Below are 26,924 nucleotides of genomic sequence, written 5' to 3' on the forward strand. Positions count from 1 at the left end.
ATTTTAAATGGTCTTGACTGTATTAACCTCTAAATGTTGCATGACGTAGTCGTGATAAGGAATGATCTCCCATCCCGTCCGGATAATTTTTTCTAACTTCTTCAAAACGCTTTTCCGGTTGATATACATTAGTTGATTGAATATGCGGCTGTTATTCGCGTCCGGAAACATGAACGGCTTCTCTTCGCTGTCGATATCGTACGGATGAAAATAACTCAACACCGGCAGGCCCCGGTTGCCGTAATACGCAAAAGCTTTTTTGGTCATCCAAAACGGCAGCATGCGAAGATAGACGCCGCCCGCACAAGGTAGAGAAAAATATTTGGGATACAACGTGATGGGTAATTCCCACAACGTATTTTGAATCAACTTGAAATCTCTCCCGAATTTTTCCCAACCGTGCAAGGGATTTTTCGCGGGTAAAACGGAACTGGAATATGTAAATCCGAGTTCGATCAAAACATCGTACGCCCATTCGGTCTTTTCTGTTAACGAAAAAACCGGCGCGCGGAATCCATACAACGCCTTTACACCGGCATTAAATAATAGTTCCATATTTTCATCCAGATCCGCCCGGAATGATTCCCTGGTTTGCTGCGTCAAAGGAATATGCGTATTCGTATGGCATCCTACTTCATGCCCCGCTTGAACAATCGATCGCACTAACTGCGGATATCTTTTTGCCACATCGCCCACAATAAAAAAAGTTGCTTTCATTTTGTTCCGGTCGAGAAACTGCAGATATCTTTCCGTCATGGGCGGAACGCGTTCCTCATAACGGTGTCCGTCGAACATGCGATGCCTGACGTCTTCCAGGTCGACGCTGAAAAGAAAGTATTTTTTCGGATGATGGGTCATTAAAAAGCAGGTGTTATGATTCGTAAATAATATATATTAATGGAATCGTAGTCAATGGGTTTCATTTTGCTCGGAGATTTGCTTGACATTTCCTGACCACTTAACTAAGTTTGAACGCGTTTTTTTCGAATTATAATACTGCATTTTTGAAAGGACTCCTTTATGAAACACGTATTATTGATAATCGCTTTATTCGTGTCACCCCGTGTGCATGCCCAGGAGAAAAAGATTTTTACGTATGAAGATCTGATTGATCTGAAACGGATCGATGCACCGGCAGTTTCCCCCGACGGAAAATGGATAGTGTACAATGTTAGACAGTATAACCTGAAATCCAACACGTACGTTTCCAATATTTTTATTCAATCCATCGACGGACTTACGATCAAGCAAATGACGGCGTCCCCTTCCAAGGACCTGGCACCTACATGGTCGCCGGACAGTAAGATGATCGCTTTTGTATCCAACCGCGGCGGAAGCTATCAAATTTATATGATGGCGCCGGACGGCGGCGAACCCCGGCGCGTCACTAATATTTCTACAGGCGTTTCTGCGGGAAATAATCTGGTGTGGTCTCCGGATGGAAAATATATCGCGTTTACCTCCGATGTTTATTCCGATTGCGACACCGACGATTGCAACTCACTGAAAAATGAAGCCAAAGAATCAAGCAAAGTCAAGGCGCAGACCATTGACAAACTCCCTTTCCGCGTATGGGATTCATGGAAGAACGGCAAACGCAGTCAGTTATTCCTCGCTGAAGTTACTACGGGCAAAACTACCGACATGACGAAAGGCGATTACGATGTCCCGCCGATTGATCTGGGCGGAAGTACCGATTTTTGTTTTTCACCTGACAGTAAATTCCTCGCTTTTACGATGAATACGGAACCGAATATTGCGTGGTCCACTAATAATGATATTTTTGTGATGCCCGTCAGCGGCGGCGAAGTAAAAAAGATTTCAACAAGTTTAGGTTCTGATAATCAGCCGGTGTATTCACCCGATGGAAAATATATTGCGTTTCGTTCCATGAAGCGCGCCGGATATGAAGCGGATAAACAGGATCTGGTTTTGTACGAGACCACGAGCGGCAAACTGACCAACCTTACCGAAAAATGGGATCGCTCTGTTGGTGCAGTTATCTGGGCAAAAGACAGCAAGACGCTTTATTTTGATTCCGAAGATCAGGGCTACCATCCTGTGTATCAAATCAGCGCCAGCGGCGGAACACCCAAGAAACTCACCGATAAGAATTATGATCAACTATCCGGAGTCGGAAACGGGAAATTAATCCTGCGCCGACAGACGATGAATATGCCGGCGGAACTTCTTACTACGGATCTTGACGGAAAAAACGCGAAACAAATTACAAACTTAAACACAGGTAAACTTGCAGGAATCGAAATGAATTTGCCGGAAGAATTTTGGTTCGAAGGCGCGGGAAAAGATAAGGTTCACGGCTTTATACTCAAACCGCCTAAATTTGATCCCGCTAAAAAATACCCGTTGGTCTTCCTCGTTCACGGCGGTCCGCAAGGCGCATGGAGCAATAATTGGCATTACCGGTGGAATCCACAGTTATTTGCGGCGCCGGGATATGTTGCAGTGATGATCAATCCGCGAGGATCAACCGGTTACGGGCAGGAATTCACCGACGGGATCAATAAAGACTGGGGCGGCAAAGTTTATGAAGATCTTATGAACGGCCTCGATTACGTCATGGCTAATTACAAATTCATCGATAAAGACCGCATCGGCGCGGCCGGCGGCAGTTATGGCGGATACATGATGAATTGGATGAACGGGCACACGGATCGGTTTAAATGTTTCGTTTCGCATTCCGGCATTATGAACAAATATAATATGTACGGCGGTACGGAAGAAATGTGGTTCGAAGAATGGGAAATGGGCGGGCCTTACTGGGAAGGCAATAATAAAGAACAATTCGAAAAATGGTCGCCGATGAATTACGCGCAACATTTCAAGACGCCGACGCTGGTTATTCACGGCGAACTTGATTTCCGCGTTCCCGTGATGGAGGGTATCAATTTATTCCAAGTGCTGCAGCGCAAAGGCGTGCCTTCAAAATTTTTGTATTATCCCGATGAAGGCCACTGGATCTTAAAGCCGCAGAACGGGCAACTGTGGTATCAAGAAGTTCATAAGTGGTTCGATCAATGGCTGGCGAAACCGGCGCAGTAATAGTATTGCATAATAAAAGTAAACCTGTACGAACCCTTCGTACAGGTTTTTTTATTTGTCCTCTTTCCACAGTCCTTTCTTATTCTCCCGCGCAAAACGGTAAGCCGATAAGAACCGTTCTTTGTATCTCACATTCGGCGGATACGTCATCAGATTTGCATAGCCGGCTTTTACAATTTCTTCGTTGATCATACGTCCGTCTTCAAAAAAAAGATACGCAAGCAACCGCCCGTATTTGTCGCGATCATTAACATCCACTTCCACACGAACTTGCGTTCCGCCTGGAACAAACTGTTTCACAAAATTTTTCGCGTCGTTACCTTGTTCCACAAGGACATGGATGTCGGCGCCTGTTCGCGCCGCATCTTTGACGGCTTTTGCATTGGCGTGCGCCTCAGGTGTATCGATCCCGATCAGGCGAACTTTTTCGATCTTCCCCAAGTATTGTATTTCAAAAGTATCGCCGTCAACGACTTTTACAATTTGTGCCATTTCCGCTTTTTGTAATGGCCATTCCATACCGGCTGGCTGAAAATAAACCACGGCTCCGCAAACGGCTGTTACTGCAATTAATACCCATTTCAATATTTTCTTCATTCTTCTCTCATTTTAACTTTTTCCCAACACACTTCCGGCATCTCTAATCTTATATAAATTAAGTTTGCATGACTGTCGGAATTTATATAATTTCTTTGATAATTACTCCTGTACTCATTGAAAGATTATCATGTCCAAATTTGTTTCCATACAAACGACCCTGAAAGAACGTGTTTTTCTGATTTCGGCGCTTAAACAGATGCACTGCGAAATGCTTAAAACTAAAAAAGTTAAAACCCTGCTCCATCGCGTGTACGACGTCGATTTCGCCGTGAAAACGCCGTTTGGCATTGTCGGATTCATTAAAAATAAAAACGGCGAATTCGAACTCGCAGGCGATGATATGATTTTAAAAAAGAACTCGAAGTTCATAGAACAACTTACACAAAAATACGCATATAATAAAGTGCTCACTGAAGCTAAAAAAGCGGGATTCCAGCTTGTGAAAGAAACTTCCGATACGGATCAGTCGGTCAGGCTGGTGTTGAGGAAATGGAGTTAAGAATTTACGATTTACGATCTCCGATTTTGGATTGACGATTGATGATTAGTGTCTTGTTGAAAAGGAATAATGATGTCTGAAAATGTTCAGGAAATTGAATTTACTATTAAGAAAGACGGTTCTGTCGAATACACTATTAAAGGTATCAAAGGCGGTTCTTGTGAAGACCTTTCTAAAATATTTGAGGAACTGGGTACCGTGACCGCGTCAAAGAAAACAACCGAGTACTTCGAAAAAGAACCGGAAGTAAAAACTATTACGCAGATGAAATGACCCATGACGACTTTAGGCATCGGCGGTTAATATGGAGCAGGAATGAAGGATAAAATTTACATTGCCAACGGCCAGGGGTTCTGGGGCGACAGTATTGATGCGCCGGTTCAGCTGGTCAATGGCGGAAAACTGGACTATCTGACGCTGGACTATCTTGCCGAAGTCACAATGTCGATCATGCAGAGACAGAAACTAAAAAAACCTGATCTTGGCTATGCCACCGACTTCGTTCAATTGATCGAACGTATTCTCCCGACGATCATGGATAAGAACATCAAGGTTATCGCCAATGCCGGCGGCGTGAATCCTGAAGCGTGCCGTGCGGCGGTTTTTAACGTTGCGAAAAAACTGGGAATCAAAGGCCTCAAGATAGGCGTCGTCCATGGGGATAATATTCTCGATCGTATCAAAGAATTTGAATCGCAGAAAATCACCATGAATAGCATGGACAGCGGCGAGAGTTTGTATGACCTGATGAAACAGGGGAATGATATTCTCAGTGCGAATGTATATATCAGTTCAAAACCTCTGGCCGACGCGCTGGCGCAAGGCGCGCAAATCATTATTGCCGGACGCACCACAGATACAGGTTTGGCCATGGCGCCGATGGTGCATGAATTCGGCTGGGCATGGGACGATTGGAATAAACTTGCGGCGGGAACCGTCGCAGGACATATCATCGAATGCGGCGCGCAATGCACCGGCGGCAATTTCACGCGTTGGCGCGATGTTCCCGACCTGTGGAACGTCGGTTACCCGGTAGTAGAAGCGCATCCGGACGGAACGTTCTTCGTCACCAAACACGAAAACACCGGCGGCCTTGTGACGGTGGATACTGTTTCCGAACAACTGGTGTATGAAATGGGCGATCCTAATAATTATATTACTCCCGATGTGATAGCGGATTTTACATCGATCCGGCTGGAACAGGCAGGGCCTCACCGCGTAAAAGTCTTTGACGTCAAAGGCAAACCGTCGACTGAATTTTTCAAGGTTAGCGCAAGTTATCTTAAGGGATACAAAGCTTCCGGGCAACTGACTGTTTCCGGGCCGGATGCGTATGATAAAGCAAACCTGTGCGGAGAAATGTTATGGAAACGCCTCGCGCGCACGGGAATGACGTATGAAGAAACCAATACAGAATTTCTTGGGATCAATAGTTGTCATGAAGGCATCGTATCGGTTCCTTCGCAAATCAATGAAGTAGTTCTACGTGTTGGAGTAAAAGATAAAGATCAGAAAAAAGTGGACCGTTTCGGAAAAGAAATTGCGCCATTGGTCACGAGCGGGCCTCCGGGCGTGACCGGATTTGCGGGCGGGCGTCCGAAACCGCAGGAAATCGTCGCGTTCTTTCCGACGCTCATTCCAAAGAAACTTATTCAAACTTCAGTGAACGTCGAAGAAGTTTAATAACACTTTCAGCCGCATCGATGCGGACATTTATTTTTTTGAAGACACTGCGTCTTCGTTGTTCCGTGATAAAAACATTATGAAAAAAATTCTATATATCGAAGATGATCCCGTATCTATGGTGCTCATAACCAAGATCGTAGAAAAGATGGGCCATCAGATTATTCCTGCGCTTAACAGCGAAGAAGGTATCGCCAAGGCCTATGCGTATAAACCTGATCTTATTCTCATGGATATCTTTCTGCCCGGTGTTGACGGTCTTGAGACTACGATGCACATCCGCAGTTCCGATAAACTCAGCCACATTCCGGTGATTGCGATCACTGCCGGACAAAGCCCAGGCGATCAGGAGTTGGCCATGGCCGCCGGATGCGACGGCTTTCTAAAGAAACCGGTTGACGTGAATCGTTTTGTCAATTATATCACGGAACATCTTGAAGGAAAAGTGCAAATTCGCAACAAATTCGATCCGCAGGAAGAAAATATCGGATTAAAAAAATTCTCCCATCGGCTCGTTCAGCGGCTAACGAATAAGATCCACGAACTCTCTCACGCCAATGCTGAACTGGAAATAGCTAACCGGACGCTGGACAAATTGGTTAAGGACGTTCGCGATAACAATTCAGATTTGTTGCAATTTAATTATGCGGCCAATCAAATCCTGACCCTGTCGGCGCGTGAAAAAGTATATCAATATCTCCCTAATCTCATATGCGATCAGCTTAACATGCTCAGCGCGGCGGTATACGTGGTTAACGAAAGACACATGACTTTGGACATCTATTCGCATTCCCATGTGAAAACGCACCCCGATTCCGATCATATCAGTTTTATTCATCCTCCGTTTTTCGATATTGTCTACTATCAGGAACCTTACTTGTTTGACAAGCACTGGAGCCAGGCCGCACAAAAAGTGGATGAATTGATGATCGGTAAACTCGCGCCGATCAAGGAAGCTTTTCAATCTCAGGCCGTTTATTTTTTGCCGATCATCGGCCGTCCCGCAGGACACAACGGTTTCGACTGCCAAAATCAGGATTGTCAGGCTTTTTCCAACCAGGATTTGAATTGGTGGAATAAACAAATTCATAACCTGGACCGGCAAGGTTTGTATTTTGAAACCCAACTTAAGCAGATAAGCGAATTCTATTTTAATTGCTGCCTCTACCGGCTTAAGGGTGTACTGGTTCTCGGTATCCAAGATGATCGGCTGGATGAAACGTTTCGCCAGATAGTTCAGTCGTTTGTGCGAACGGTCGGGTTAACGATTGAAAATATCCAATTATACGACGATGTAAAGGATTCTTATCTGCAAGCCGAGAAGCAGGCAGTTACAGACGGGCTTACCGGGGTATTTAATTACCGTTATTTCCAACACCAGCTTGAGCGAGAGATCAAACGCTCCAAGCGCCATTGGGCAAAGGCGTCTCTGATCATGATGGATATTGACTTTTTTAAGTCTTACAACGACCAGAACGGGCACCCGGCAGGCGATCAGGTGCTTAAGCGGCTTGCGGAAATTCTCAATTCCTGCATTCGCACCAGCGACATCCTGGCGCGCTATGGGGGCGAGGAATTCTCTCTCATTTTGCCGGAAACACCTAAACCGTCAGCCATTAAATTGGCCGAAAAAATTCGTGCGCTTATTCAGGAAGAAATTTTTCCACACGAAAAAACTCAGCCAAACGGCGATCTGACAGTTAGCCTGGGTGTGGCAACATTCCCGGACGATGCGCAAACATGGGATGAACTTGTTCAAAAGGCAGATGAACAATTATACGTTTCTAAACACACCGGCAGAAACAAGGTATCTGTTATATAGCCGATACAGTCATAAAAAGCGATAGCTAAACCATCATAGACTTCATCTACGCCGTACTGCCATAACAAAAACCAGATTTTTAAAGAAATAAATTTGAAAGAATTGACTATTCAAACTACTTGAATTATAGACTTTAATTCATTATATTTAACCTGCATTTTTCGCTAATTTATGTGTGAATAACCTGAGGGTGGATTATGAATAAAGAAGAAAAACCACAGCATTTTCCTGACGACAGTGAAGATCTGGTAGAAACGCCACTTTTTGTTCGGCCCAAAGAATGGTGGCGCGCAAAAAAGGAAAGTCTGGATCTTTGGGGTTTTGAGAAGTATTTAGGATGCGATAATACTGCGTTTAAATCTGCTCTTTCAGGTTATAAAAACCTTCTTCAGGAAATCGAGCATGAATATAAAGAAACAACCAAATCGATCAATATTTCGCCTGAAGAACTGGAAGAAGCGAAAAAGAACCGCGATCAAATGCTGTTGGACGCCAAACGGGATTTTGTCTACCGCATGCCTGAAAATTACCGCATTTGGTTTAAGAAGAAGAAGATTTTCCGCTCATGGCGTTTTGCGCCTGAAAGCTGGGGATTCGAAGAATCGCGATATTGGGGAAGCCGCTCCGGTATGACGATGCGTGAACGCCGCGTTTTGTTAGGTGTATTCGTGTTAGGCGGTTTAGCGTTAGGTTTCTGGCTTTACAAAATTTTTACTTTTGAGTATGAGAACCCTCTCGAAAAATCTTCTCCGGCTGTATTTAACATAGAACGCGATACTACGCACAACGTAGACTCTCTTGCCCGCGCGCGTATTTTGGAGGAGCAACGCGCAGAGGAACAAAAGCGGCAAAAGAAATTTATAGCCGAGCGAAACAACCGTATTATCAATGATGTAAATTCAGGATTTTATATTACCAATTCCGACAATATGCGCGCGGAAGTAAAACTGCTGATGGAAATATATTACGAGAACGTGAATAAGAAAACTTTGTACGGCATCAGCAATGAAGCTTTGTATACATCGTTGGAACTCATCTCCCGTAATAACCCGACGGTGGTAACGAAAAAAGGAAATTATGGGATACCGTTACAATGGAAGCCCAATACAAAAATAAAATTGACTTGGGCTGAAATCACTGCCGGCTTGGATGTTCAAACTAATATTAAACCATAACCTCCGCTTTTTGACTGCTTTTATCTGCCTTTTTTTATTCTTAGTTAAGGAATAGGAATGACGCCTTTTACTCTAGGTGACAAGAAAATTTTTTACTATACAGAAAACCCCGATAAGGTACGTGGGCAAATAGATGGCAAGCCGTTTCATTATAACGGCGAACCGCTTGTGTTCGGCGTCAGCACGGATACGATTATCAACGGCGCAGCCTGTACGCTCGGTTATACGGAAGACATTCTGGGTCCGCATTTTTTAGTCGGTAAAGGCGACCTTATTGGAGAGAATGACATTGCCAATGGAAATTTTGCAGTGGTGGTTGGCGGAGAAAGCTACGGCAGCGGATCGTCGCGGGAAGTTGCAGTCGTTGCGCATCGCGGAGCAGGTATTCGATTGGTTGTCGCGAAGAGTCTTGAACGGATATTTAGAGAAAATATGACATTCGACCGTCTGTATTTTACTACAGATTTTACGGTCTTAGATCAATTGCACGCCGGAAAGACAATTGATCTCGATGAGTTGATGCAAAACCTCTCGCCATTGTACAAAGCGGTGTTCTTCGGAGGCGGTTTATTGGAATTCGGTAAAAAAATTGTTTCCGGCAACGCTACGTTACCTTACACTGAATCCGGACGTAAAAAGAAACCGATGACTATCGCCGAAAAAATACTTTCTGCAAAAGCGGTGGTTATGGAAAAGTCTGATCGCAAAGGCTTGTCGTTTGTAGAACCCGGCGAACAGCTTTTTGTTAACGCCGACTTTTTGGGAATGCATGAATATACCGGAGGACATGTGCGCAGTCTTTTTTCAAAAGCATTCGGCAATACGACGATTCATTCCGGTACCACCGTACGTGGATTTAATGACCATTTCGTACTTATCGGTCATGATGATGTACCCGGCGATGTGAAGAAAAAACGTTTCCTCTCCGCTCAGGAACTTGCCAAGGAATTGACGTTATTTTGCAAGGAAAAAAATATTCCCATGCATGGCCCCGGCGGCACCATGCCCGCCGGCGTTTGTCATCGTCTTGTTGTGGAAAGTTATGCAAAACCGGGTGATGTGATTGCTTTGACTGACTCACACACGCCGACCGCCGGTGTGATGAATTGCTTCGCATATGGACTTGGCTCGACAGCCATTGCTATGGGACTTGGAACCGGCATGATTCCGGTTACTGTCCCGAAAACGGTTCGCATCTGGATAGAAGGTGAAGATCCTCTGCACCTCGTGACTCCAAAAGATCTTATTTTGCATATTATAGGCGACCCTTATTTCCGTGAACAAAAATGGAAAATTAATCCGGGCGATACGGTGATTATGCAATTTGGCGGGCCGGCTCTGGAGCATTTTACTGTAGATGAATTATCCGTTTTAACCAATATGACGGTGGAAGGCAGTGCAACAACAGGTGTGGTCGAGCCGTGCGAACCCGTAATAAAATTTCTGGTTGAAAAACGCGGAATGCCGGAGTCGGAAGTTCGAGATATGATGGTGTATCCTGACGAAAACGCTCATTACGAATCCGTTTATAAGGTCAACATAGCCGACATTCCAGTAACGGTAGCGACTCCCGGCGACAGCCGAAACCGCAAGCCGATAACACAGGTTAAAGGAACGAAAATCGACAACGTGGTTATTGTATCATGTACGGGTGCGTCGTTAGAAGATCTCCGCCAGGTCGCGTTTGCGGTTCGCGGACGGAAAAAGCTCGACCGTATTCATATGGTCGTAACGCCGAGCAGCCAACAGGTGTATGACGATGCAAAAGAGGAAGGTCTTTTGAATTTGTTTGAAAAATTTGGCGCCGTCATTACCGAACCCGGCTGCGGTTCATGCATAGGCAACGGCCCGGGTATTTCAATAAACGGTTCCGTGACAGCTTCAACCAGTAACCGAAATTTCAGCGGGCGCATGGGTGGGAGCGGCGACGTGTTCCTTGTCTCCCCCTTTGTTGCGGGCATCGCGGCGTGCACGGGTGAACTGACCGATCCGCGAGGCTGGGAAATCGTCAATTAATACTTGACAGGCCATAAGTTTTTCTTTATATTTCGCGCACGAAAATTGATCGTTATTTGACATAGTATCACATCTTATCAAGAGCGGGCGAGTGACAGGCACGATGAACCCGCAGCAACCGTTTCCGTTTCGGCGGAGGGTCGAGGTGCTAATTCCTGTCCCGGATATACCATTGGGTTCGGGAGAAGATGAGATAAGCTTAATTGTTATCTTACCTCTTCTTTAATCTAAATGAAGAGGTTTTTTATTTATATGCATTTTCATGATCATCTAATATAAAAGGAGATATTATGTCACGTTATTTGTTTACGTCGGAATCCGTCTCAGAATGCCATCCTGATAAAGTTGCCGATCAGATTTCCGATGCTCTTATTGACAACTTCTTAGCGTTTGACTCAACCTCAAAAGTAGCCTGCGAAACGCTTGTAACTACGGGTCAGGTTGTACTTGCCGGCGAGGTAAAATCCAAAGCGTATTTGGACGTTCAGGAAATTGCGCGGCAGGTCATTCGTAAAATAGGTTATACGAAGAGCGAATATATGTTTGAAGCTAATTCTTGCGGAATATTATCAGCTATACACGAGCAGTCATCCGATATTAACCAAGGCGTTGTGCGCAAAAAGAAAGAAGAGCAGGGAGCCGGAGATCAAGGAATGATGTTTGGATATGCGGTCAATGAAACCGACGATTATATGCCTTTGCCTCTGGACCTCGCGCATACGATACTGATTGAACTGGCAGAGTTAAGACGTGAACATCATCAAATAAAATATTTGCGCCCGGATTCGAAAAGCCAGGTAACACTGGAGTATGACGAAAATAACCGCCCGGTGCGGATTGATACTATTGTTGTTTCGACGCAACACGATGATTTCGACTCAGAATCCAACATGCAGAAGAAAATTCATGATGATATCGTACATATTTTAATTCCGCGTGTGAAAGGGAAGTATTCTAAATTTGATCATTTGTTTGATCATAAAATAAAATACCATATTAATCCAACCGGTAAATTCGTCATTGGCGGGCCGCACGGCGACACGGGACTAACCGGGCGGAAAATAATCGTAGACACCTATGGCGGAAAAGGCGCACATGGCGGCGGCGCGTTCTCGGGTAAGGATCCTTCAAAAGTTGACCGCTCGGCCGCTTATGCCACACGGCACATTGCCAAAAATCTTGTTGCTGCGGGTGTATGTAATGAAGTCCTGGTACAGGTGTCCTATGCTATCGGAGTTGCCCGGCCGATGGGCATTTATGTCAACACGTATGGCACAGCTAAAGTGAATATGAATGACAGCGATATTGCCAAAATTGTGGAAAACCTGTTCGATATGCGTCCGTATTTTATTGAACAGCGTTTGAAATTGCGCCAACCGATGTACAGTGAAACTGCTGCCTACGGACACATGGGCCGTAAAAACAAAACCGTCAGGAAAATATTTACAACGCCCGACGGAAAGGTAAAGAAACTGAATGTTGAACTGTTTACTTGGGAGAAACTTGATTACGTATCAAAAGTCAAGAAAGCTTTTAAGTTGAAATAAGAAGATAAAGGGACAATATATTTTTTGTCATTAAAAAAGCCGTATGACTTGATCGTGCGGCTTTTATTATCGTGCTTATCGGGTTGGCTCACAAATGGAAGAGAACCCTTCAGTCTGAGCAACGTCGAAGACTGATTTTACTAAACTTGGTCATGGTTCGACAAGCTTGTCCTGAGCCCCGCCAAAGGGCTCACCATGACGTATGTGAGTAAACCCGATAAGCACATTTATTATTGGGCATCTTATGATCATCGTGATCGATAATTACGATTCTTTTACTTACAACCTTGTTCAGTATTTACATGAGGCGGTTCTTGTGGCGGGACTCAACGATGAGGTGCGAGTTGTCCGTAACGATGAGGTGTCGATTGATGAATTGAGCGCGTTCCAGCCGACCAAAATCGTCATTTCACCAGGTCCCGGGTACCCGGCGCAGGCCGGAATATCGAATGAAACGGTCAGGAAATATGCGAACCGTGTTCCAATCTTAGGCGTGTGCCTCGGACATCAATGCATGGGTGAAATATATGGTGGACGAATTGTTCGATCCGAGAAACCAACCCACGGAAAAACATCCCCGGTCTATCACGACGGGAAGACCCTTTTCAGGGGATTACCCAGCCCTTTTGAAGCGACACGTTATCATTCGTTGATCGTGGATCGGAATTCTGTTACTGAAAATATTGAGATATCGGCATGGACAAAAGACGGTCAGATTATGGGGCTTCGAATAAAAGATTCGTTCGCTGAGGGCGTTCAATTTCATCCGGAATCGATATTGACGACAGAAGGAAAAAAAATAATAAAAAATTTTATTACAGGCGGTTATTAACGATTTTTTTCTTGCTTGTACGGGTTTTTTTCTTTATCATGGCTTCGCTTTGAAAGAAGCAGTGGTCGAGCTAGTAGCTCAGCTGGTAGAGCAGCGCCCTTTTAAGGCGAAGGTCGTAGGTTCGATCCCTACCTGGCTCACAAAAAAAATCCCGCAAACTGATGTTTCGCGGGATTTTTTTGTTCTATCCGGAAAAATATCATTCAAAATTGACTTGGTTACGTCCGCCCGCCTTTGCTTTATATAAATTCTGATCTGCGCGGCCGATCAGTTCTTCGACGGAAATGCCATCGCCGGGAAAGTGCGATACGCCGAGAGAAATTGTTATGTTACGGGAAATCGGGATACTGGACTTAAACATATGCGTAAGATTCGTTGATAAATCTTCTACATTTTTGCGCACTTTTTCGCCGACAGAAAAAGCGCCGCGCTTATCCGTTTCCGTCAGAATGATTACAAATTCCTCTCCGCCGTATCTGGCCAGAATGTCCGAATCCCTGATGCTTTCTCCTATATTCTTCGCAACCCATCTCAACACCTCATCGCCTATATGGTGGCCATAGGTATCGTTGAAGTCTTTGAAGTGATCAATATCGATCATGATCAGCGACAATTCACGCTTATATCGTTTCGCTCGGTGAAGCTCCCGGAAAACCCGGTCATTGAAATAACGCCGGTTAAATACTTTGGTCAATTCATCTTTTATGGATATTTCAAGCGTGTGTTGATAGATCTTTGCACGCTCCACGGCGGTTGCCGTTTCATTAGAGATCAGCCTTAAAAATTCTTTTTCGTTCTCCCGCAGATCTCTGGACGAATGGAAGCACAACACCTTATTCACTTTTTTATTGGAAACAAACGGTACGCCGAGCACGCACGCGTCATTTTTTTTCTCAAAAAATTTCTGATAATTTTTTTCATGGGACACTTTTGGAACATATTCTTCTTTTTGAGTGCGCATCACAGTCTCGGCGATCTCTTTTTCAACATCTAGGATATTTTTATTATTCTTATCTTTTGTTTTTTCTGTCATAAAATCGACGATCATCTGGCCTTGCGGATCCTTTTCAAATAACACAAATTGGTCAATAAAAGATATTTCACTGAGCATGTTTTGAATGATCGGATACAGCCGGTGGGTATCGTATGTCGAATTGAGTAAGGCGGCAATCTTGTACAGGATGCTCGTTTCTTCTAGCCGTTCGCTGAGCAGCCGGTTTTCGTCTTTCACCTGAAGAAAAGATTGTTCTAGTTCCAGCATTTTTTCTTTGAGCTGAGTGACTATCGTTTCGTCCACCAGATCAGCTGGAATTTTTTCTTGCGATGAATCCGCTTCATTGGGCATAGAAGGGTTATTCTCCGGATGTTTCATATAAAAAATAGCAAATGATTATTACAGACAGGATTACTTATGCGGTTTGTTTGATTTCATCATCACCCGCGTCACGCAGGAGCATAACGGGCAAAGCGCCTTGAGTAACACACTCTTTGCTGATCACGCACGATTTGACGTTCGCTATAGATGGAAGGCGGTACATGATATCGATCATAAATTTTTCCATGATCGCACGCAGTCCGCGGGCGCCCGTTTTACGACGCATGGCCAGCGTTACAACTTCATGCAGCGCTTCTTCTTCAAATTGAAGCTCGACTTCTTCCAAGTTGAATAATTTTTGATATTGTTTGACGATGGCGTTTTTCGGCTGCGTGAGGATAGCGAACAGCGCTTCTTCGGAAAGCTCTTCGAGCGAACACAATAACGGCAGACGTCCGATAAGTTCGGGAATTAACCCAAATGACAAAAGATCATCCGGTTCCGTCATTTGCAGAACGTGGCTGATGTTGTGATGATCCTTGCTTTGAATTTCTGCGGTAAACCCGATATTCTTTTTGCCGATACGCGTTTGAATGATCTTGTCAATTCCCTCAAATGCCCCTCCGCAGATGAACAAAATATTTTTGGTGTTAATGCTGATAAGATTTTGTTCCGGATGTTTTCGGCCGCCTTTTGGAGGAACGTTGGCAACGGTACCTTCCAGAATCTTTAGCAGAGCCTGTTGAACGCCTTCACCGGAAACGTCGCGGGTGATGGACGGATTACCGCCCTTGCGTGCTATTTTATCAATTTCGTCAACATAAATAATTCCCTTTTCGGCAGCCGTGACATCATAATTGGCCGATTGTAATAAGCGTACCAGGATGTTTTCGACGTCTTCTCCGACATATCCGGCTTCCGTCAGCGTCGTTGCATCCGCGATCGTGAAAGGCACGTTCAAAAACTTTGCCAACGTTTGCGCGAGAAGCGTTTTACCGGTTCCGGTCGGGCCGATCAGAAGGATATTATTTTTTTCCAATTCGACATCGTTATCGATGTCATTCATGGAATTAATACGTTTGTAATGATTATACACCGCGACGGACAAAGATTTTTTCGCCTGATCCTGGCCGATGATATATTCGTCAAGCTTGGATTTGAGTTTTTCGGGCGTGATGTCAGCAAGCGGAACGATGGATTCCTTGGAGGAGTGCGACTTGATCATATCGAATGCATTGCGTACGCATTCGTTGCAGATGTGAACCCCATTGGGCCCGCTGATAATACTGTCTACCTCATCGGCGGACTTTCCGCAAAATGAACAATAGACTATTCGGGACATGTGGCTATGATCTTTCATAATGTACCATCTTACTAAAAACCATTCGTGTAAGCAAACGATTTATTTCTTCGCACGTACCAGAATTTCGTCAATAATACCGTATTCTTTGGCCTGAGCGGCCGACATGAAGAAATTCCTATCGGTATCTTTTTCGATTTGGTCCAACTTCTGTCCGGTTTTTTCCGTAATGATCAGATTGAGGTGCTGTTTCAGCGTCACAATCTCATTCATATATATTTCAATATCTGAAGATTGTCCCTGAGTTTCGCCCATCGGCTGATGCACCATGACCCGCGCATGAGGTAAAGCATACCTTTTGCCTTTGGTGCCGGCCATGAGAAGAATCGCGCCCATGCTCGCAGCCAATCCCATACAAGTGGTCTGCACGTCGGGTTTGATGTAGGTCATCGTGTCAAAGATCGCCAAACCTGAAGTGACGCTTCCGCCGGGGCTGTTGATATACATAATGATGTCTTTGTCGGGATCGTTGGCTTCAAGAAAAAGTAATTGTGCGATGATCAGATTGGACACCGTATCGTCGATCGGCGTTCCCAAAAAGATAATGCGTTCCATCAAAAGGCGGGAATAGATATCGTAGGATCGCTCGATCTGCCCTTTTTGTTCAACTACATACGGGAACGGGATCTGCGATGCGACGGCATTCAGATTGGAAAACTGCGTATCATCCAGTTTCGAAAATTCCTTTTGTACAAACTCTTTATGACGTTTCATGTTCTACCTTGAATTAGTTTTTAAACAATTAGATCGGACTTCTTTTCTTCCTGCGGCGCCGATAACGTGTCCGGCACTTCCTCAATAACGGAATTAGATTCCAAAAATTTCATCAGTTTTTCTTCGATCAAATAATCTTCGAAGTTTTTTTGCTCCGTCTCAGTTTTAAAATCAATATTGATCTGATCTCTGCTCACTTTATTATGTTCTGCCATGCGGTCGCGGTATGCTTCAATATCTTCCGGCGTCACCGTCATTTTTTCGGCTTCAATGATCTTTTTCCTCGCCAGCATCCACTTTACGTCTCGGATCGCCGCTGGACGATACCTGTCAATGATGTATTGATCTTCTACTTTTTGCCCTTTCAGACGCTGTTTTACCATGTCCCCGATACGCTGAATCGCATTATCCACCAGAGGTTCCGGAGATGGAATTTCGTTATTCTTAATAATCTCGTCTATGATACGTTCGTTCAACTGTTTCGCCGAATCATCTTCCCAACGTTTCTTCAAGTTCTCTTTTACATCGGCTATGAATTTTTCGAGGCTTTCAAAACCGAGGTCTTTGGCAAATTCATCATCTAGTTCCGGCAACTGCACTTCTTCGATCTTGCGCACAGTGACCGTCATGTGTTCGTGTTCTCCTTCTTTTGCTTCCGGCCCTTTCGATACGTGCAGATTGCGCGATTCACCCTGTTTCGCTCCGATCAATCCGTCGATAAAATCCTGACCGACGTACTGCGTGGTCAACGGAATCCGACGATCGGTAAACTTCTTCCCGATGATCGGCAAATCGGAATGATCAAGCATTTGAATGTCACAGGTAACAAAATTTCCGGTTGCAACGGTTTCCGCTATCTTCATCGTTGAGTAATTTTCACGAAGGCGCTCTACCGTAGAAGAAACCTCGTCGTCTTTTAGATCGTGAATTTCTTTCTGAACTTTCAAGTTCTTATAATTCGGAACTTCATACGTCGGCATGACTTCTACGGTCACATCAAACGTCATCGGCTGGTCTTTCTTGAAACTAACATTATCAATCTGCCCTATGGCGATCGCTTCGGTTTTGGTGTCCTTAATAGCTTGTTTGTAAAATTCCTCAACGATCACGGGAAGCGCTTCTGAATTGATCTGTTCACCAAATTTTTTCAATACGACGTCTCGTGGCGCTTTGCCTTTACGAAAACCTTGTATTTGGGCTTCCTCACGATACATTTCCAATGCCTCATCAAAAAACGGAAGCATTTCCGCAGCCGAAATTTCCACGTGCAATTTTCGCTGATTCGCGTCCTCGCTTACAACCTGTGCTAACAAACTTAACTCCTTCTTAATTAATAGATTAATAATTAAAAGAGTGCGGGATGAGGGACTTGAACCCACACGGTGTTACCCACCAGATCCTAAGTCTGGCGCGTCTGCCAATTTCGCCAATCCCGCATTTTTTCAAAAGGGCAAAAATATAGTTAAGTCAGGTCGGAAATTCAAGTTTTTTAATTAATATAGAGCTGAATTGGTGTTATTCAAAAATACAATTGAGGTGTTTTCTAGAAGAGAAAAAAATTGATGATTTCTAGTTGTGCTATATCCTCCAGAGAACTTTAGCTTGATAATCTTCAGTTATAACTTTATTTTAAATAAATTTTTGTCTTTACCAGATCCAACTTCTTTCGGTGAGAATATGAAACGTTTAATCATGCTGCTGTTATTTTCCATAGTGAAGATAAATTCCGTTTACGGACAAATCGGAGCGATAGCCCCTTATCATACGCAAAATAATTTTCAACTTGCATCTCCCGGGGCTATGGGCGTAGGCCTTTATGGATATGAAAATCCGGCCATGCTGAATTATCTTCATCAGCCCGATCTTATGTTCACATGGAATTCAAATGCCGGTTACGTTCAGGCGCCTTGGAATAGTCCGGATCAATGGGGCCTATTCATGGCTGTACCGCATCTTGGTTTCGGAGTCATTCACACAAAACTTCCGAATTCAGTTTCTGCCGTCAGCGATTACCGAATTTCTCTGGGATTCGGCAACAAGTCGTTTAGCAGCGGATTCGGTTACGGCTGGTCAACCGGAGACCGCAGCATTTTCAAAAGGCAAAATGTGTTCACGTCCGGCATGCTCATCCGGCCGATACGGTATGCATCGTTAGGATTGGCCGGTTCGTGGGCTACATCAGGCGGAGTGAAAGAGGGCGTTGTTGACCTCGCCATTCGTCCGTTTGGAACAGAATTGATCACGCTTTTCTCCGATTATGCCATTCAAAACAAAAAACCTTATGACAAAAGTACATGGAGCGCCGGCGCTGCGGTCGAAGCTTTGCCTGGCATACGGTTTACGGGAAGATATTTCGACAGCAAAGTATTTACGGTAGGCGTACAGATAAGTTTGGGTCATACGGGATTTAGTGCTCAATCGAATTACGATAAGTCCGGTGGACAGAATTACAGAACTTATGCCGTACGGCTCGGCGCATATGACCGAAATGTGTTGAGAAAAACCGCTCAGGAAAAGAAAAAATACGTGGAGATGAATTTGCTTGGCCCGGTACGATATCAGAAATTTTTGTGGTTTGATAAATCCAATACGCTTGCAGGGCTGCTCAAAACCATCGAAGCGGCAAAGAACGATCCTGCTGTTGCGGGCCTTGCCATCAATACTTCCGGTATGGATGTTAATCGTGAACTTTCATGGGAACTTCGCGAAAAACTGAAAGATTTTAAAACCTCCGGAAAACATGTGATCGTGTATATAGACCGTGGAGGTATTATCGAATATCATTTTGCATCGATCGCCGACAAGATCGTTATGGACCCCGCGGGAATAATCGCCCTTGAAGGATTCATTATGGGGCGAACATTTCTGAGAGGTACGTTAGAGAAACTCGGTATCGGGTATGACGAATGGCGTTTTTTCAAATACAAGTCGGCGAACGAAACGCTCACGCGTGATAGTATGTCCGAAGGCGACCGCGAGCAGCGCCAGAAATTAATGAACGATCTGTATGAGCTTATCAAATCCGAAATTTGCGATTCTCGGAAGATCGCGCCGGAAAAATTTGACGAGTTAGTAAACGAATCATTCCTATTCATGCCCAAAGAAGCTTTGTCGATCGGCCTGGTTGATGCCCTTGGACGTTGGGACGAAGTTAAAAATATGATCAAAAAAATCGAAGGCGAAGAAAAAACGTTCATGCGATCACGCATGCTCGAAGCCTTCATGTTGCCAAAGGATAATTACTGGGGTGAGAAACCGCAGATCGCAGTCATTTATGCGCTTGGCGAATGTGCGATGGATCAGGGAATTAAAGCGCGGAAATTAGTGAAAGTAATTGAGAAAGCCGCTAAGGACGCGCGGGTCAAAGCAATTGTATTTCGCGTAGATTCTCCCGGCGGTGACGGCATGGCATCGGACATTGTGGCCGAGGCTTTGCGCAACGCTAAATCAAAAAAGCCGGTGATCGTTTCACAAGGGTTTGTTGCCGCGTCGGGCGGGTACTGGCTCTCCATGTATGCCGATACGATTGTCGCCGCGCCGCAAACTATCACAGGCTCCATCGGCGTCATCGGCGGATGGCTTTATAATAACGGCTTCAAAGAAAAACTAGGCATGACCACCGATTTTGTAAAAGTTGGAAAACACGCCGACCTCGGATTTGGATTTAGGATGCCGTTTATCGGGCTCGGCCTTCCCGACCGCAACATGACGTCGGAGGAACGAGCCAAAGCGGAATATTTTATCACTTCATTTTACAAAGAATTTGTCACCAAAGTTGCGGACGGACGAAAAAGATCGTATGACGATATCCATGCGATCGCCCAAGGGCGCGTTTGGTCGGGTGTTGACGGGAAACGGAACGGGCTGGTTGACGTGCTCGGCGGATTAGAAACGGCAATTCAAATTGCCAAAGACCGTGCAGGACTTACGAAAGAGTCTGTTCAAATCATCGAAATGCCGAAACCGGATGTTTTTGATCCGAATATATTCATGCCAAAACTTTTTGGCGTCGAATTCCAAAAGGATAAAGTGATCGAGCACATAAAATTCCGTCTCGATCATAACGGCGAACCGATGCCGATCATGCCGCTGGAGGACACGGAATTATGATGCTAAGCATAGTTTTATAATGAGCAATAGGCAGAACATATTATCGGAAGCGAAGGCCTTTCTAAATCAACAGGAAGAACTGTACGGCAGCGAAGTAGTGATCGAAAGAAAGTCACTTCTTCCAAATACTCAACCGAAAGCGGATGTGAAGAAAAAAACAAAAAAAGATCATTCCACTGTTGGCGAACCGGGAACTATGAAATATGATTCAATACCAAGCCTGGACGAATTAAAAAAATCTGTTTCTGCATGCACAAAATGTTCGTTATGTAAAACCCGAACTCAAACCGTGTTCGGATCCGGTAGTACAAAAGCTGCCATTCTCTTTGTTGGCGAAGCGCCCGGCGCAGACGAAGATGCGCAGGGATTGCCATTCGTCGGACGCGCAGGACAGTTGCTTACGAAAATGATCGAAGAGCCTCGTTCGTTGGGCCTGCCGCGCAGTGAGGTATATATAGCCAATATACTCAAGTGCCGCCCTCCGGAAAACCGCAAACCTCAATCTCAGGAAATAACTCAGTGCGAACCGTATCTTATCGCGCAAATTGAAAATATCAAACCACGGATCATTTGCGCGCTCGGCGCGACCGCGGCAAATACCCTTCTGAATAATACATTATCCATGGGCGCGATGCGCGGGCAGACCTATGATTATCACGGGACACCGTTGCTAGTAACCTATCATCCGGCGGCGCTTTTGCGTAATCCTAACTGGAAACAACCCGCCTGGGAAGATATGCTGCGCCTCCGCGCGATATTCGAGGAGACAAAAGCCTAATGGCGCGACAGGAGAAAGGGATTCCCTATCAGACGGTGCTGAAGAATATAAAAAAAGGGGACATCGGTTCTACTTATTTGTTCTACGGCGACGATTTATTTTTGGCCGACGATCTAATTGATACGATTATTTTCAAGGTCTTTAATGCCGAAAAGGACGATTTTAATCTGCACATATTTTACGGAAAAGAATCCCGTGGTGAAGACATTCTGAACGCGGCGATGAGCTTTCCCATTATGGCAGAGAAGAAAGTAATTATCCTAAAGGACATTGAGCAACTTGATAAGAACAGCGTCGAATCGCTGACGGACTATTTCAAAAATCCGCACGATTCCACCATCTTTGTTGCGGTAAGCGGGAAAGCCGATTTTCGTAAAAATCCTTTTAAGATACTTGAACAGAAAGCCGTGTGCGTTAAACTCGAGAAACTCAATGACCGAGACATACCGGACTGGATCGAAGCCGGCGTGATGCAAAAGGAAAAAAAAATCGAGCCGCGTGCCGCCATGTTGATGGCCGCGCGCAGCGATGTCTCTATGCGCGATCTGTACAACCAGATTGAGAAATTGTGTACCTATATCGGCGTTCGCGATACGATCAACGAAGAAGATATCGAGTCCGTGATCGGCATTTCGCGTCAGTACAATATTTTTGAATTATCCAATGCCATCGGCATGAAAGACGCGGCTCGCGCTATTTCCATTTTTAATCAAATGTATTATGTCGGCGAGCAGCCTGTGGGCATGATCGTGATGCTGCACAGGCAGTTTATTCTACTTTGGCAGATCTGCGATAAACGCGAAGCCGGACGTCCATTTAAGGAAATTGAAAATTACATGATGACGAACTACCGCATTTATCCCAACTTTTTTCAAAATGATTATTGGCCGCAGGCGCAGAATTATTCGACATCCGAAATACAAAGTTGTTTTTCTTATCTCCTCGATGCGGATGTTCAATTGAAATCCAGTTCCGTTAAGAACGATTTGATTATGCAGAAACTTATTTTCCAGCTTATCCGTGGAAACGCCACATGAGGTCAGACGAACCTAAATCCAAAGGCGTGATAAAAAAAGAGAACTTGCGCGAACTCGTTCGCACGCCGCATCTCGTCAAACGGGCGCTTAAAAGTTATCAAAAACTGGCGGATGAAGTCGTAATTAAAAAATTTCAGCAAGGCGACCTTGTGGCGTTTGACGTGATCGTTGCGCGGTATAAAGAACAATTGATCAATTATGTCTACACATTTGTTGGCGACAAATCCGACGCGGAAGATATCGTTCAGGATACGTTTGTAAAAATTTACCGTTTCCGGCAATCGTATAAAAATATTGCCAAGTTTTCAACATGGATCTATACCGTCGCTGGGAATCTGGCCAAAAGCGAATTGCGCAAACGCAAACGCCAGCAATTATATCCGATCTCCAGTTTAAATAATGGAGATAAGGAATTTGAAGCTGTGGAAACGCGAATCAATTCCGATGAAATGACCGATTCCGCCGTAAAAAAAGAACTGATCAAAAAAGCGATACGAACACTGCCGGACCATTATCAGTTGGTGATTCGAATGCGCGAGATTGATAATATGTCCTATGAAGAAATCGCCGAAGTGACCAGACTTCCGCTCGGGACGGTGCGCTCTCGCATCAGCCGCGCGCGGATCCGTTTGCAGAACAAATTAAAATATCTTGTTGAAAAATAATTTATTGAAAGCATGTACTTTGAAAACATCAAAAAAGCGGTTTTCACACGTCGATCCAAAAGGCAAAGCGAGTATGGTAAACGTGACTTCCAAGAAAGAAACGTTTCGAACCGCCATTGCCCATGCCCGCATTACGATGAACGCCGTCGCTTTTTCGCAAGTAATGGAAAATAAAAATAAAAAGGGGGACGTTCTCAGTGCGGCAAATCTGGCGGGAATAATGGCCGCAAAAAAAACTTCCGAACTTATTCCTCTTTGTCATCCGCTGAACCTGTCACACGTTGAATTAAAATTTCTTCCTGATAATGGTTCCTGCAGCATTGAAATCATTGCCGTTTGTGAACTTAGCGGAAAAACCGGCGTCGAAATGGAAGCGCTGACGGCGGTAACCGTTGCTGCATTGACATTATATGATATGTGCAAGGCCGTTGATAAACGTATCGAAATTTCTGATATCTATTTAATGAAAAAAACCGGCGGGCGAAGCGGCGTGTATTATCGCAAAAGCAAGTAAGGGACTATTAATTGAATTTTTTACAGTCGTTTTGTTTTCTTTTTTTTATAAACTCTGTTGTATGTCTATTCGCTCAGGAAAAATTCCTGGGTGAACAATATGCGTACAAACTAACTTATTTAAGCATCCCTGCTGTAAATATTTACCTATCCGTTCCTGAAACCCTCAATGTCGACGGGAAAAAAACATTCCATCTCTTGGCAATTGCGCGTACTAGTTCGCTGTTCTCAACTTTTTATACGCTTGAAAACCGCTACCATACATATATTGACCAGGAAACCGGCCTCCCGGTAAAATTTAACAAAACCATTCGTCAGCGCACGCTGGAACAGCAAGGCCAAATTTCTTATGATCAGGCAAACCGGCAGGCTGTGTATGACGGCGGCCGGTTTACTTCCGAAGTAAAAATGTCCATACAGGAAAATACGCATAATCTTTTTTCAATGATCTTTTTTTTGCGGCGGGATAAATTACAAGTTGGTCAGAAATTTAATTTCAATCTGGATGTGGAGTCGGAGCCCTGGAACGTTGGAACGTATGTTGAAGCGAAAGAAAAAGTCAATGTAGCTGATTCAACATATGATGCATACAAAGTTTCATTTCAGTTTATCCCAACCAAGGAAGAATTTAAGCGAAAACACACAGATATTCTCACTCGCCGTGTTGCCACCAGCAAAACCCGTCTCTATTTTTGGATCGGCGCAGAGCCGCCGTTTCCATTCCTCAAAGTGGAATTCGAAATGTCCCCTTTTAGCGCCTACACCACGATGGTCAAAAATTAAAGATTTGTTTAGTTAAAATGTTTCTCAACTGCTGAAAATTCGGTCCATAAACTTGTAATACGCTTTTTCATTTACAGGACATATTTCCGTCATCGTCGACAGCGCGATATCATAATTAAAAAAAGATTTGTTGGCGCTGAGTTTAAGATAATCTTCCTTAAACTGCCATTCCTTGTGAAGCACCGGATCCATTTCTTTCGGAAGTTTATTGACATACAAATCAATCAAACTGTGCCCGTAACAGGGGCAGGCATGATACTCTTTGTTGACCTTATTCAGGTGATTAAGTATAGCTTGTTTATCCAGCACGTACACATGCCCTACCCGTTTACCGAAGCTGTACCAGACTTTTGATGAGAATTGGTAATGAGTAAACAGCGGATCCCGCCAGCGAAACTCGATGCAGCGGTCATAACATCCCAAAAAATCGGGATAATGGCTCATCTTATTCACTCCGCAGTAATCGGCAGAATTAAGCGTCTTACGGTGTCCCCAATATTGTTTGTAGGATGTATACCAAATCTCAAAATCATTTTTTGCAATATCGTCGCCTTTGAAATTCAATTTTGTGTTTTTCCACATCCCGACGATGTCGTAGATCTCCAGAAATTTTGGAAAATCCGTTTTGAAATAAATTGCACGGTAGAATGTCACTCCGCGTTCGTCTACGAGTTCCGCATAATACGCGTTTTTTTGAGCCAACTCCAGCGCGGCGTCCAGTTTAGGCGAGTGAACCAGTTCAAATTCCACTACCAAGTACCATCCGCGGTCAACCCAGCGTAACGATTCCTCCGGCTTTTCATTGGCTGCCGTTTCCTTTTTTTGAAGTGATGTTTTTTTCATATTCAAACTCAAAAAAGAAGGCTACTCCTGATTCAGGAATAGCCTTTGAAAGCAAAATTAGATGTTAAAATTATTTCGAGCCTGTCGGTAATTGCAGGGTCATTCCCACAAACGGGGTCACATAACGTTTAGCTTTGAAGCCGTCGTTATTCTTATTTTCAACAAAAGTCCACTTATAGTCCACTCCTGCCTGAACAACGAACGGACCCGTTTGATAAGCTTGATACGCCAGAATCATGTGCGCAATGGAGCGCTGATCCAATTTGAACGCGTCGCCCAATTTATCCAGATTGGATTTATCATACGTTCCGCTGATGGTAACCTTTGGAATCAAATCCGGCGCCGCCATTCCTAAATGCACAATCGCGCCGTCGGTGCTTTTTAGTTTGTCCGGAATGGACATTCCGCCGATCACCTGAATCTTTCCGATCAGGTTAGCCAAGAGTTCGCCATACGTTCCCTGAACGCCTTTTGACGCGACCAAACCGAGCGCTTTGGGGGAACCGTTTAATTTGCCGATTTCATAAGTTGCATCAAAATATTGCGGCAGGAAATTGTCGCTGTAAAAACGTCTCTCGATCTTTGCGTTCAGTGTGAACACATCGGCGACGAAATTAAATTTGAAATTCACGCCCATCGCGAATCCTTTACCGCCGCCGTAGGAAGAGTTTAATGTATCCTCAGCGTATTGGGCCAGCTTATCGTTTTTTAATATTGCGGCATACTCCATATAGGGAGTGATTTTGAGAAATGAGGTCTCGACCACGCTCACGCCTACGTCTGCGCCAACTTCGGTAATGTTATACAACGCGTCCTTATCCCGGTCGGTGATGTAGGTGACGCCGAATTCCGTCGTTTTCAAAATAGGCATATCGGTTGTTTTGAGGGGACGCACGTACGGACGCATACCAAAAACGGCAAATCGATTGAAATCACTGTAGACTGCCTCCAAGCCAAAACGTAAATCGTAGTTCAGGTCAATATTGGCGCCGATTTTTCTTTTATCAAAACTGACTGCATTGGTAAAATTATACATGATCAATCCGTAGCCGAGCGATGTGCCGGTGATATCTCCGATACGAACGTACACGGGATCTTCGTGTTTGACTCCATAACGAACGTAACGAATCACGCGTAAGGCGCCGATACCGCCTTGGTATTCGTCTTTACGAAATTTACCGTCCGTACTGAATGTCAGCGGTACGTCCAATCCAACGCCGAATTTCCCAAAGGCCAACTCGGGCTGTAATCGCATGCTTATGTAAGTTTTTCCTCCAATGATTGTCGTCCCGATCGGTACTGTCACCTGATTTCCACCCATATTCTCACCAAATCCCTGCGCATGTAATGAGAAACCAAATAAAAACAACATCGCAAACGCAATAAAACCTGAACATTTGAACATAATTCCTCCCAAAATTAATTATTCAATAAGCCGTATACATGACCAATTGACGGTAAAGGTAAAATGATAGCCCCATAAAAGCAATAAATTTTAAATAGTTAAACGCTTGTCTTGTTTTTTTGTACAATATCATGACGAATTTATTATGGGCCCCCGCGTTACAA

23 protein-coding genes, 2 tRNA genes and 1 riboswitch are annotated in these 26,924 nt (G+C 44.5%); of the genes, 16 read left to right on the plus strand and 9 right to left on the minus strand.

The features are described 5' to 3' along the window. Positions 1–3: 3 nt before the first annotated feature. A complete protein-coding gene (locus F9K33_06785; protein KAB2880012.1) occupies positions 4–858 on the minus strand; it encodes a polysaccharide deacetylase family protein in 855 nt (284 codons plus the stop codon). 162 nt (positions 859–1,020) lie between these two features. On the opposite strand from F9K33_06785, the gene F9K33_06790 reads away from it, so the two are divergent. Further along, positions 1,021–3,063, plus strand: coding sequence for a S9 family peptidase (locus F9K33_06790; GenBank protein KAB2880013.1), 2,043 nt, complete (start codon positions 1,021–1,023; stop codon positions 3,061–3,063). 51 nt (positions 3,064–3,114) lie between these two features. Here the strand turns inward: F9K33_06790 and F9K33_06795 are convergent, their stop codons facing one another. Then, positions 3,115–3,660, minus strand: a complete 546-nt coding sequence (locus F9K33_06795; protein KAB2880014.1) for a thermonuclease — start codon at positions 3,658–3,660, stop codon at positions 3,115–3,117. Between the two features lie 130 nt (positions 3,661–3,790). On the opposite strand from F9K33_06795, the gene F9K33_06800 reads away from it, so the two are divergent. The 9 genes from F9K33_06800 (at position 3,791) to F9K33_06840 (ending at position 13,377) form a co-directional block, all read left to right on the plus strand. Then, on the plus strand, positions 3,791–4,162 hold the full coding sequence (locus F9K33_06800) for a DUF1257 domain-containing protein (protein ID KAB2880015.1): 372 nt from the start codon (positions 3,791–3,793) through the stop codon (positions 4,160–4,162). A gap of 72 nt (positions 4,163–4,234) precedes the next feature. Continuing rightward, the gene (locus F9K33_06805) at positions 4,235–4,435 is read left to right on the plus strand and encodes a DUF2997 domain-containing protein (GenBank protein KAB2880016.1); all 201 of its coding nucleotides are present in this window, start codon (positions 4,235–4,237) and stop codon (positions 4,433–4,435) included. Between the two features lie 42 nt (positions 4,436–4,477). After that, positions 4,478–5,845 (plus strand): DUF1446 domain-containing protein, encoded by a 1,368-nt coding sequence (locus F9K33_06810; protein KAB2880017.1) that lies wholly within the window; start codon positions 4,478–4,480, stop codon positions 5,843–5,845. Between the two features lie 79 nt (positions 5,846–5,924). Next, positions 5,925–7,667 (plus strand): diguanylate cyclase, encoded by a 1,743-nt coding sequence (locus F9K33_06815; GenBank protein KAB2880018.1) that lies wholly within the window; start codon positions 5,925–5,927, stop codon positions 7,665–7,667. 197 nt (positions 7,668–7,864) lie between these two features. Further along, positions 7,865–8,842, plus strand: coding sequence for a hypothetical protein (locus F9K33_06820; protein KAB2880019.1), 978 nt, complete (start codon positions 7,865–7,867; stop codon positions 8,840–8,842). 57 nt (positions 8,843–8,899) lie between these two features. Next, positions 8,900–10,858: a hypothetical protein gene (locus F9K33_06825; protein KAB2880020.1), complete on the plus strand. Its 1,959-nt coding sequence runs from the start codon at positions 8,900–8,902 to the stop codon at positions 10,856–10,858. A 71-nt stretch (positions 10,859–10,929) separates the two neighbouring features. Beyond that, a riboswitch (SAM riboswitch) is annotated at positions 10,930–11,053 on the plus strand. Positions 11,054–11,148: 95 nt separating this feature from the next. Continuing rightward, complete coding sequence (locus F9K33_06830) at positions 11,149–12,405, plus strand: methionine adenosyltransferase (GenBank protein KAB2880021.1); 1,257 nt, start codon at positions 11,149–11,151, stop codon at positions 12,403–12,405. A gap of 244 nt (positions 12,406–12,649) precedes the next feature. Further along, positions 12,650–13,237, plus strand: coding sequence for an aminodeoxychorismate/anthranilate synthase component II (locus F9K33_06835; protein KAB2880022.1), 588 nt, complete (start codon positions 12,650–12,652; stop codon positions 13,235–13,237). 67 nt (positions 13,238–13,304) lie between these two features. After that, a tRNA-Lys gene (locus tag F9K33_06840) sits at positions 13,305–13,377 on the plus strand. 59 nt (positions 13,378–13,436) lie between these two features. Here the strand turns inward: F9K33_06840 and F9K33_06845 are convergent. From F9K33_06845 to F9K33_06865, 5 genes are all read right to left on the minus strand, one after another. Next, positions 13,437–14,609 carry a sensor domain-containing diguanylate cyclase gene (locus F9K33_06845; GenBank protein KAB2880023.1) on the minus strand — a complete coding sequence of 391 codons (1,173 nt, stop codon included), beginning with the start codon at positions 14,607–14,609 and terminating at the stop codon, positions 13,437–13,439. A 37-nt stretch (positions 14,610–14,646) separates the two neighbouring features. Then, positions 14,647–15,912 carry an ATP-dependent Clp protease ATP-binding subunit ClpX gene (gene clpX / locus F9K33_06850; protein ID KAB2880024.1) on the minus strand — a complete coding sequence of 422 codons (1,266 nt, stop codon included), beginning with the start codon at positions 15,910–15,912 and terminating at the stop codon, positions 14,647–14,649. A 42-nt stretch (positions 15,913–15,954) separates the two neighbouring features. Then, a complete protein-coding gene (locus F9K33_06855; GenBank protein ID KAB2880025.1) occupies positions 15,955–16,626 on the minus strand; it encodes an ATP-dependent Clp protease proteolytic subunit in 672 nt (223 codons plus the stop codon). A gap of 20 nt (positions 16,627–16,646) precedes the next feature. After that, positions 16,647–18,005: a trigger factor gene (gene tig, locus F9K33_06860; protein KAB2880026.1), complete on the minus strand. Its 1,359-nt coding sequence runs from the start codon at positions 18,003–18,005 to the stop codon at positions 16,647–16,649. Continuing rightward, a tRNA-Leu gene (locus tag F9K33_06865) sits at positions 17,981–18,062 on the minus strand. The genes tig and F9K33_06865 overlap by 25 nt, the downstream gene beginning before the upstream one ends. A 241-nt stretch (positions 18,063–18,303) precedes the next feature. Here F9K33_06865 and F9K33_06870 point away from each other — a divergent pair. The 6 genes from F9K33_06870 to F9K33_06895 all read left to right on the plus strand — a co-directional run bounded on the left by F9K33_06870 (position 18,304) and on the right by F9K33_06895 (position 24,512). Next, complete coding sequence (locus tag F9K33_06870) at positions 18,304–20,736, plus strand: hypothetical protein (protein ID KAB2880027.1); 2,433 nt, start codon at positions 18,304–18,306, stop codon at positions 20,734–20,736. 196 nt (positions 20,737–20,932) lie between these two features. Next, a complete protein-coding gene (locus F9K33_06875; protein ID KAB2880065.1) occupies positions 20,933–21,514 on the plus strand; it encodes a uracil-DNA glycosylase in 582 nt (193 codons plus the stop codon). Further along, positions 21,514–22,551: a DNA polymerase III subunit delta gene (holA, locus tag F9K33_06880; GenBank protein ID KAB2880028.1), complete on the plus strand. Its 1,038-nt coding sequence runs from the start codon at positions 21,514–21,516 to the stop codon at positions 22,549–22,551. The genes F9K33_06875 and holA overlap by 1 nt, the downstream gene beginning before the upstream one ends. Then, positions 22,548–23,216, plus strand: a complete 669-nt coding sequence (locus F9K33_06885) for a sigma-70 family RNA polymerase sigma factor (GenBank protein ID KAB2880029.1) — start codon at positions 22,548–22,550, stop codon at positions 23,214–23,216. The genes holA and F9K33_06885 overlap by 4 nt, the downstream gene beginning before the upstream one ends. Before the next feature lie 19 nt (positions 23,217–23,235). Beyond that, a complete protein-coding gene (gene moaC / locus F9K33_06890; protein KAB2880030.1) occupies positions 23,236–23,730 on the plus strand; it encodes a cyclic pyranopterin monophosphate synthase MoaC in 495 nt (164 codons plus the stop codon). 11 nt (positions 23,731–23,741) lie between these two features. Beyond that, positions 23,742–24,512, plus strand: coding sequence for a DUF3108 domain-containing protein (locus tag F9K33_06895; GenBank protein ID KAB2880031.1), 771 nt, complete (start codon positions 23,742–23,744; stop codon positions 24,510–24,512). Positions 24,513–24,536: 24 nt separating this feature from the next. On the opposite strand, the gene F9K33_06900 is transcribed toward F9K33_06895, so the two are convergent. After that, positions 24,537–25,355 (minus strand): hypothetical protein, encoded by an 819-nt coding sequence (locus F9K33_06900; protein KAB2880032.1) that lies wholly within the window; start codon positions 25,353–25,355, stop codon positions 24,537–24,539. Positions 25,356–25,425: 70 nt separating this feature from the next. Next, positions 25,426–26,760, minus strand: coding sequence for a hypothetical protein (locus F9K33_06905; GenBank protein KAB2880033.1), 1,335 nt, complete (start codon positions 26,758–26,760; stop codon positions 25,426–25,428). Between the last annotated feature and the right edge of the window lie 164 nt (positions 26,761–26,924).

This window comes from bacterium (genome assembly GCA_008933615.1).
Taxonomy (GTDB): domain Bacteria; phylum CLD3; class CLD3; order SB21; family SB21; genus SB21.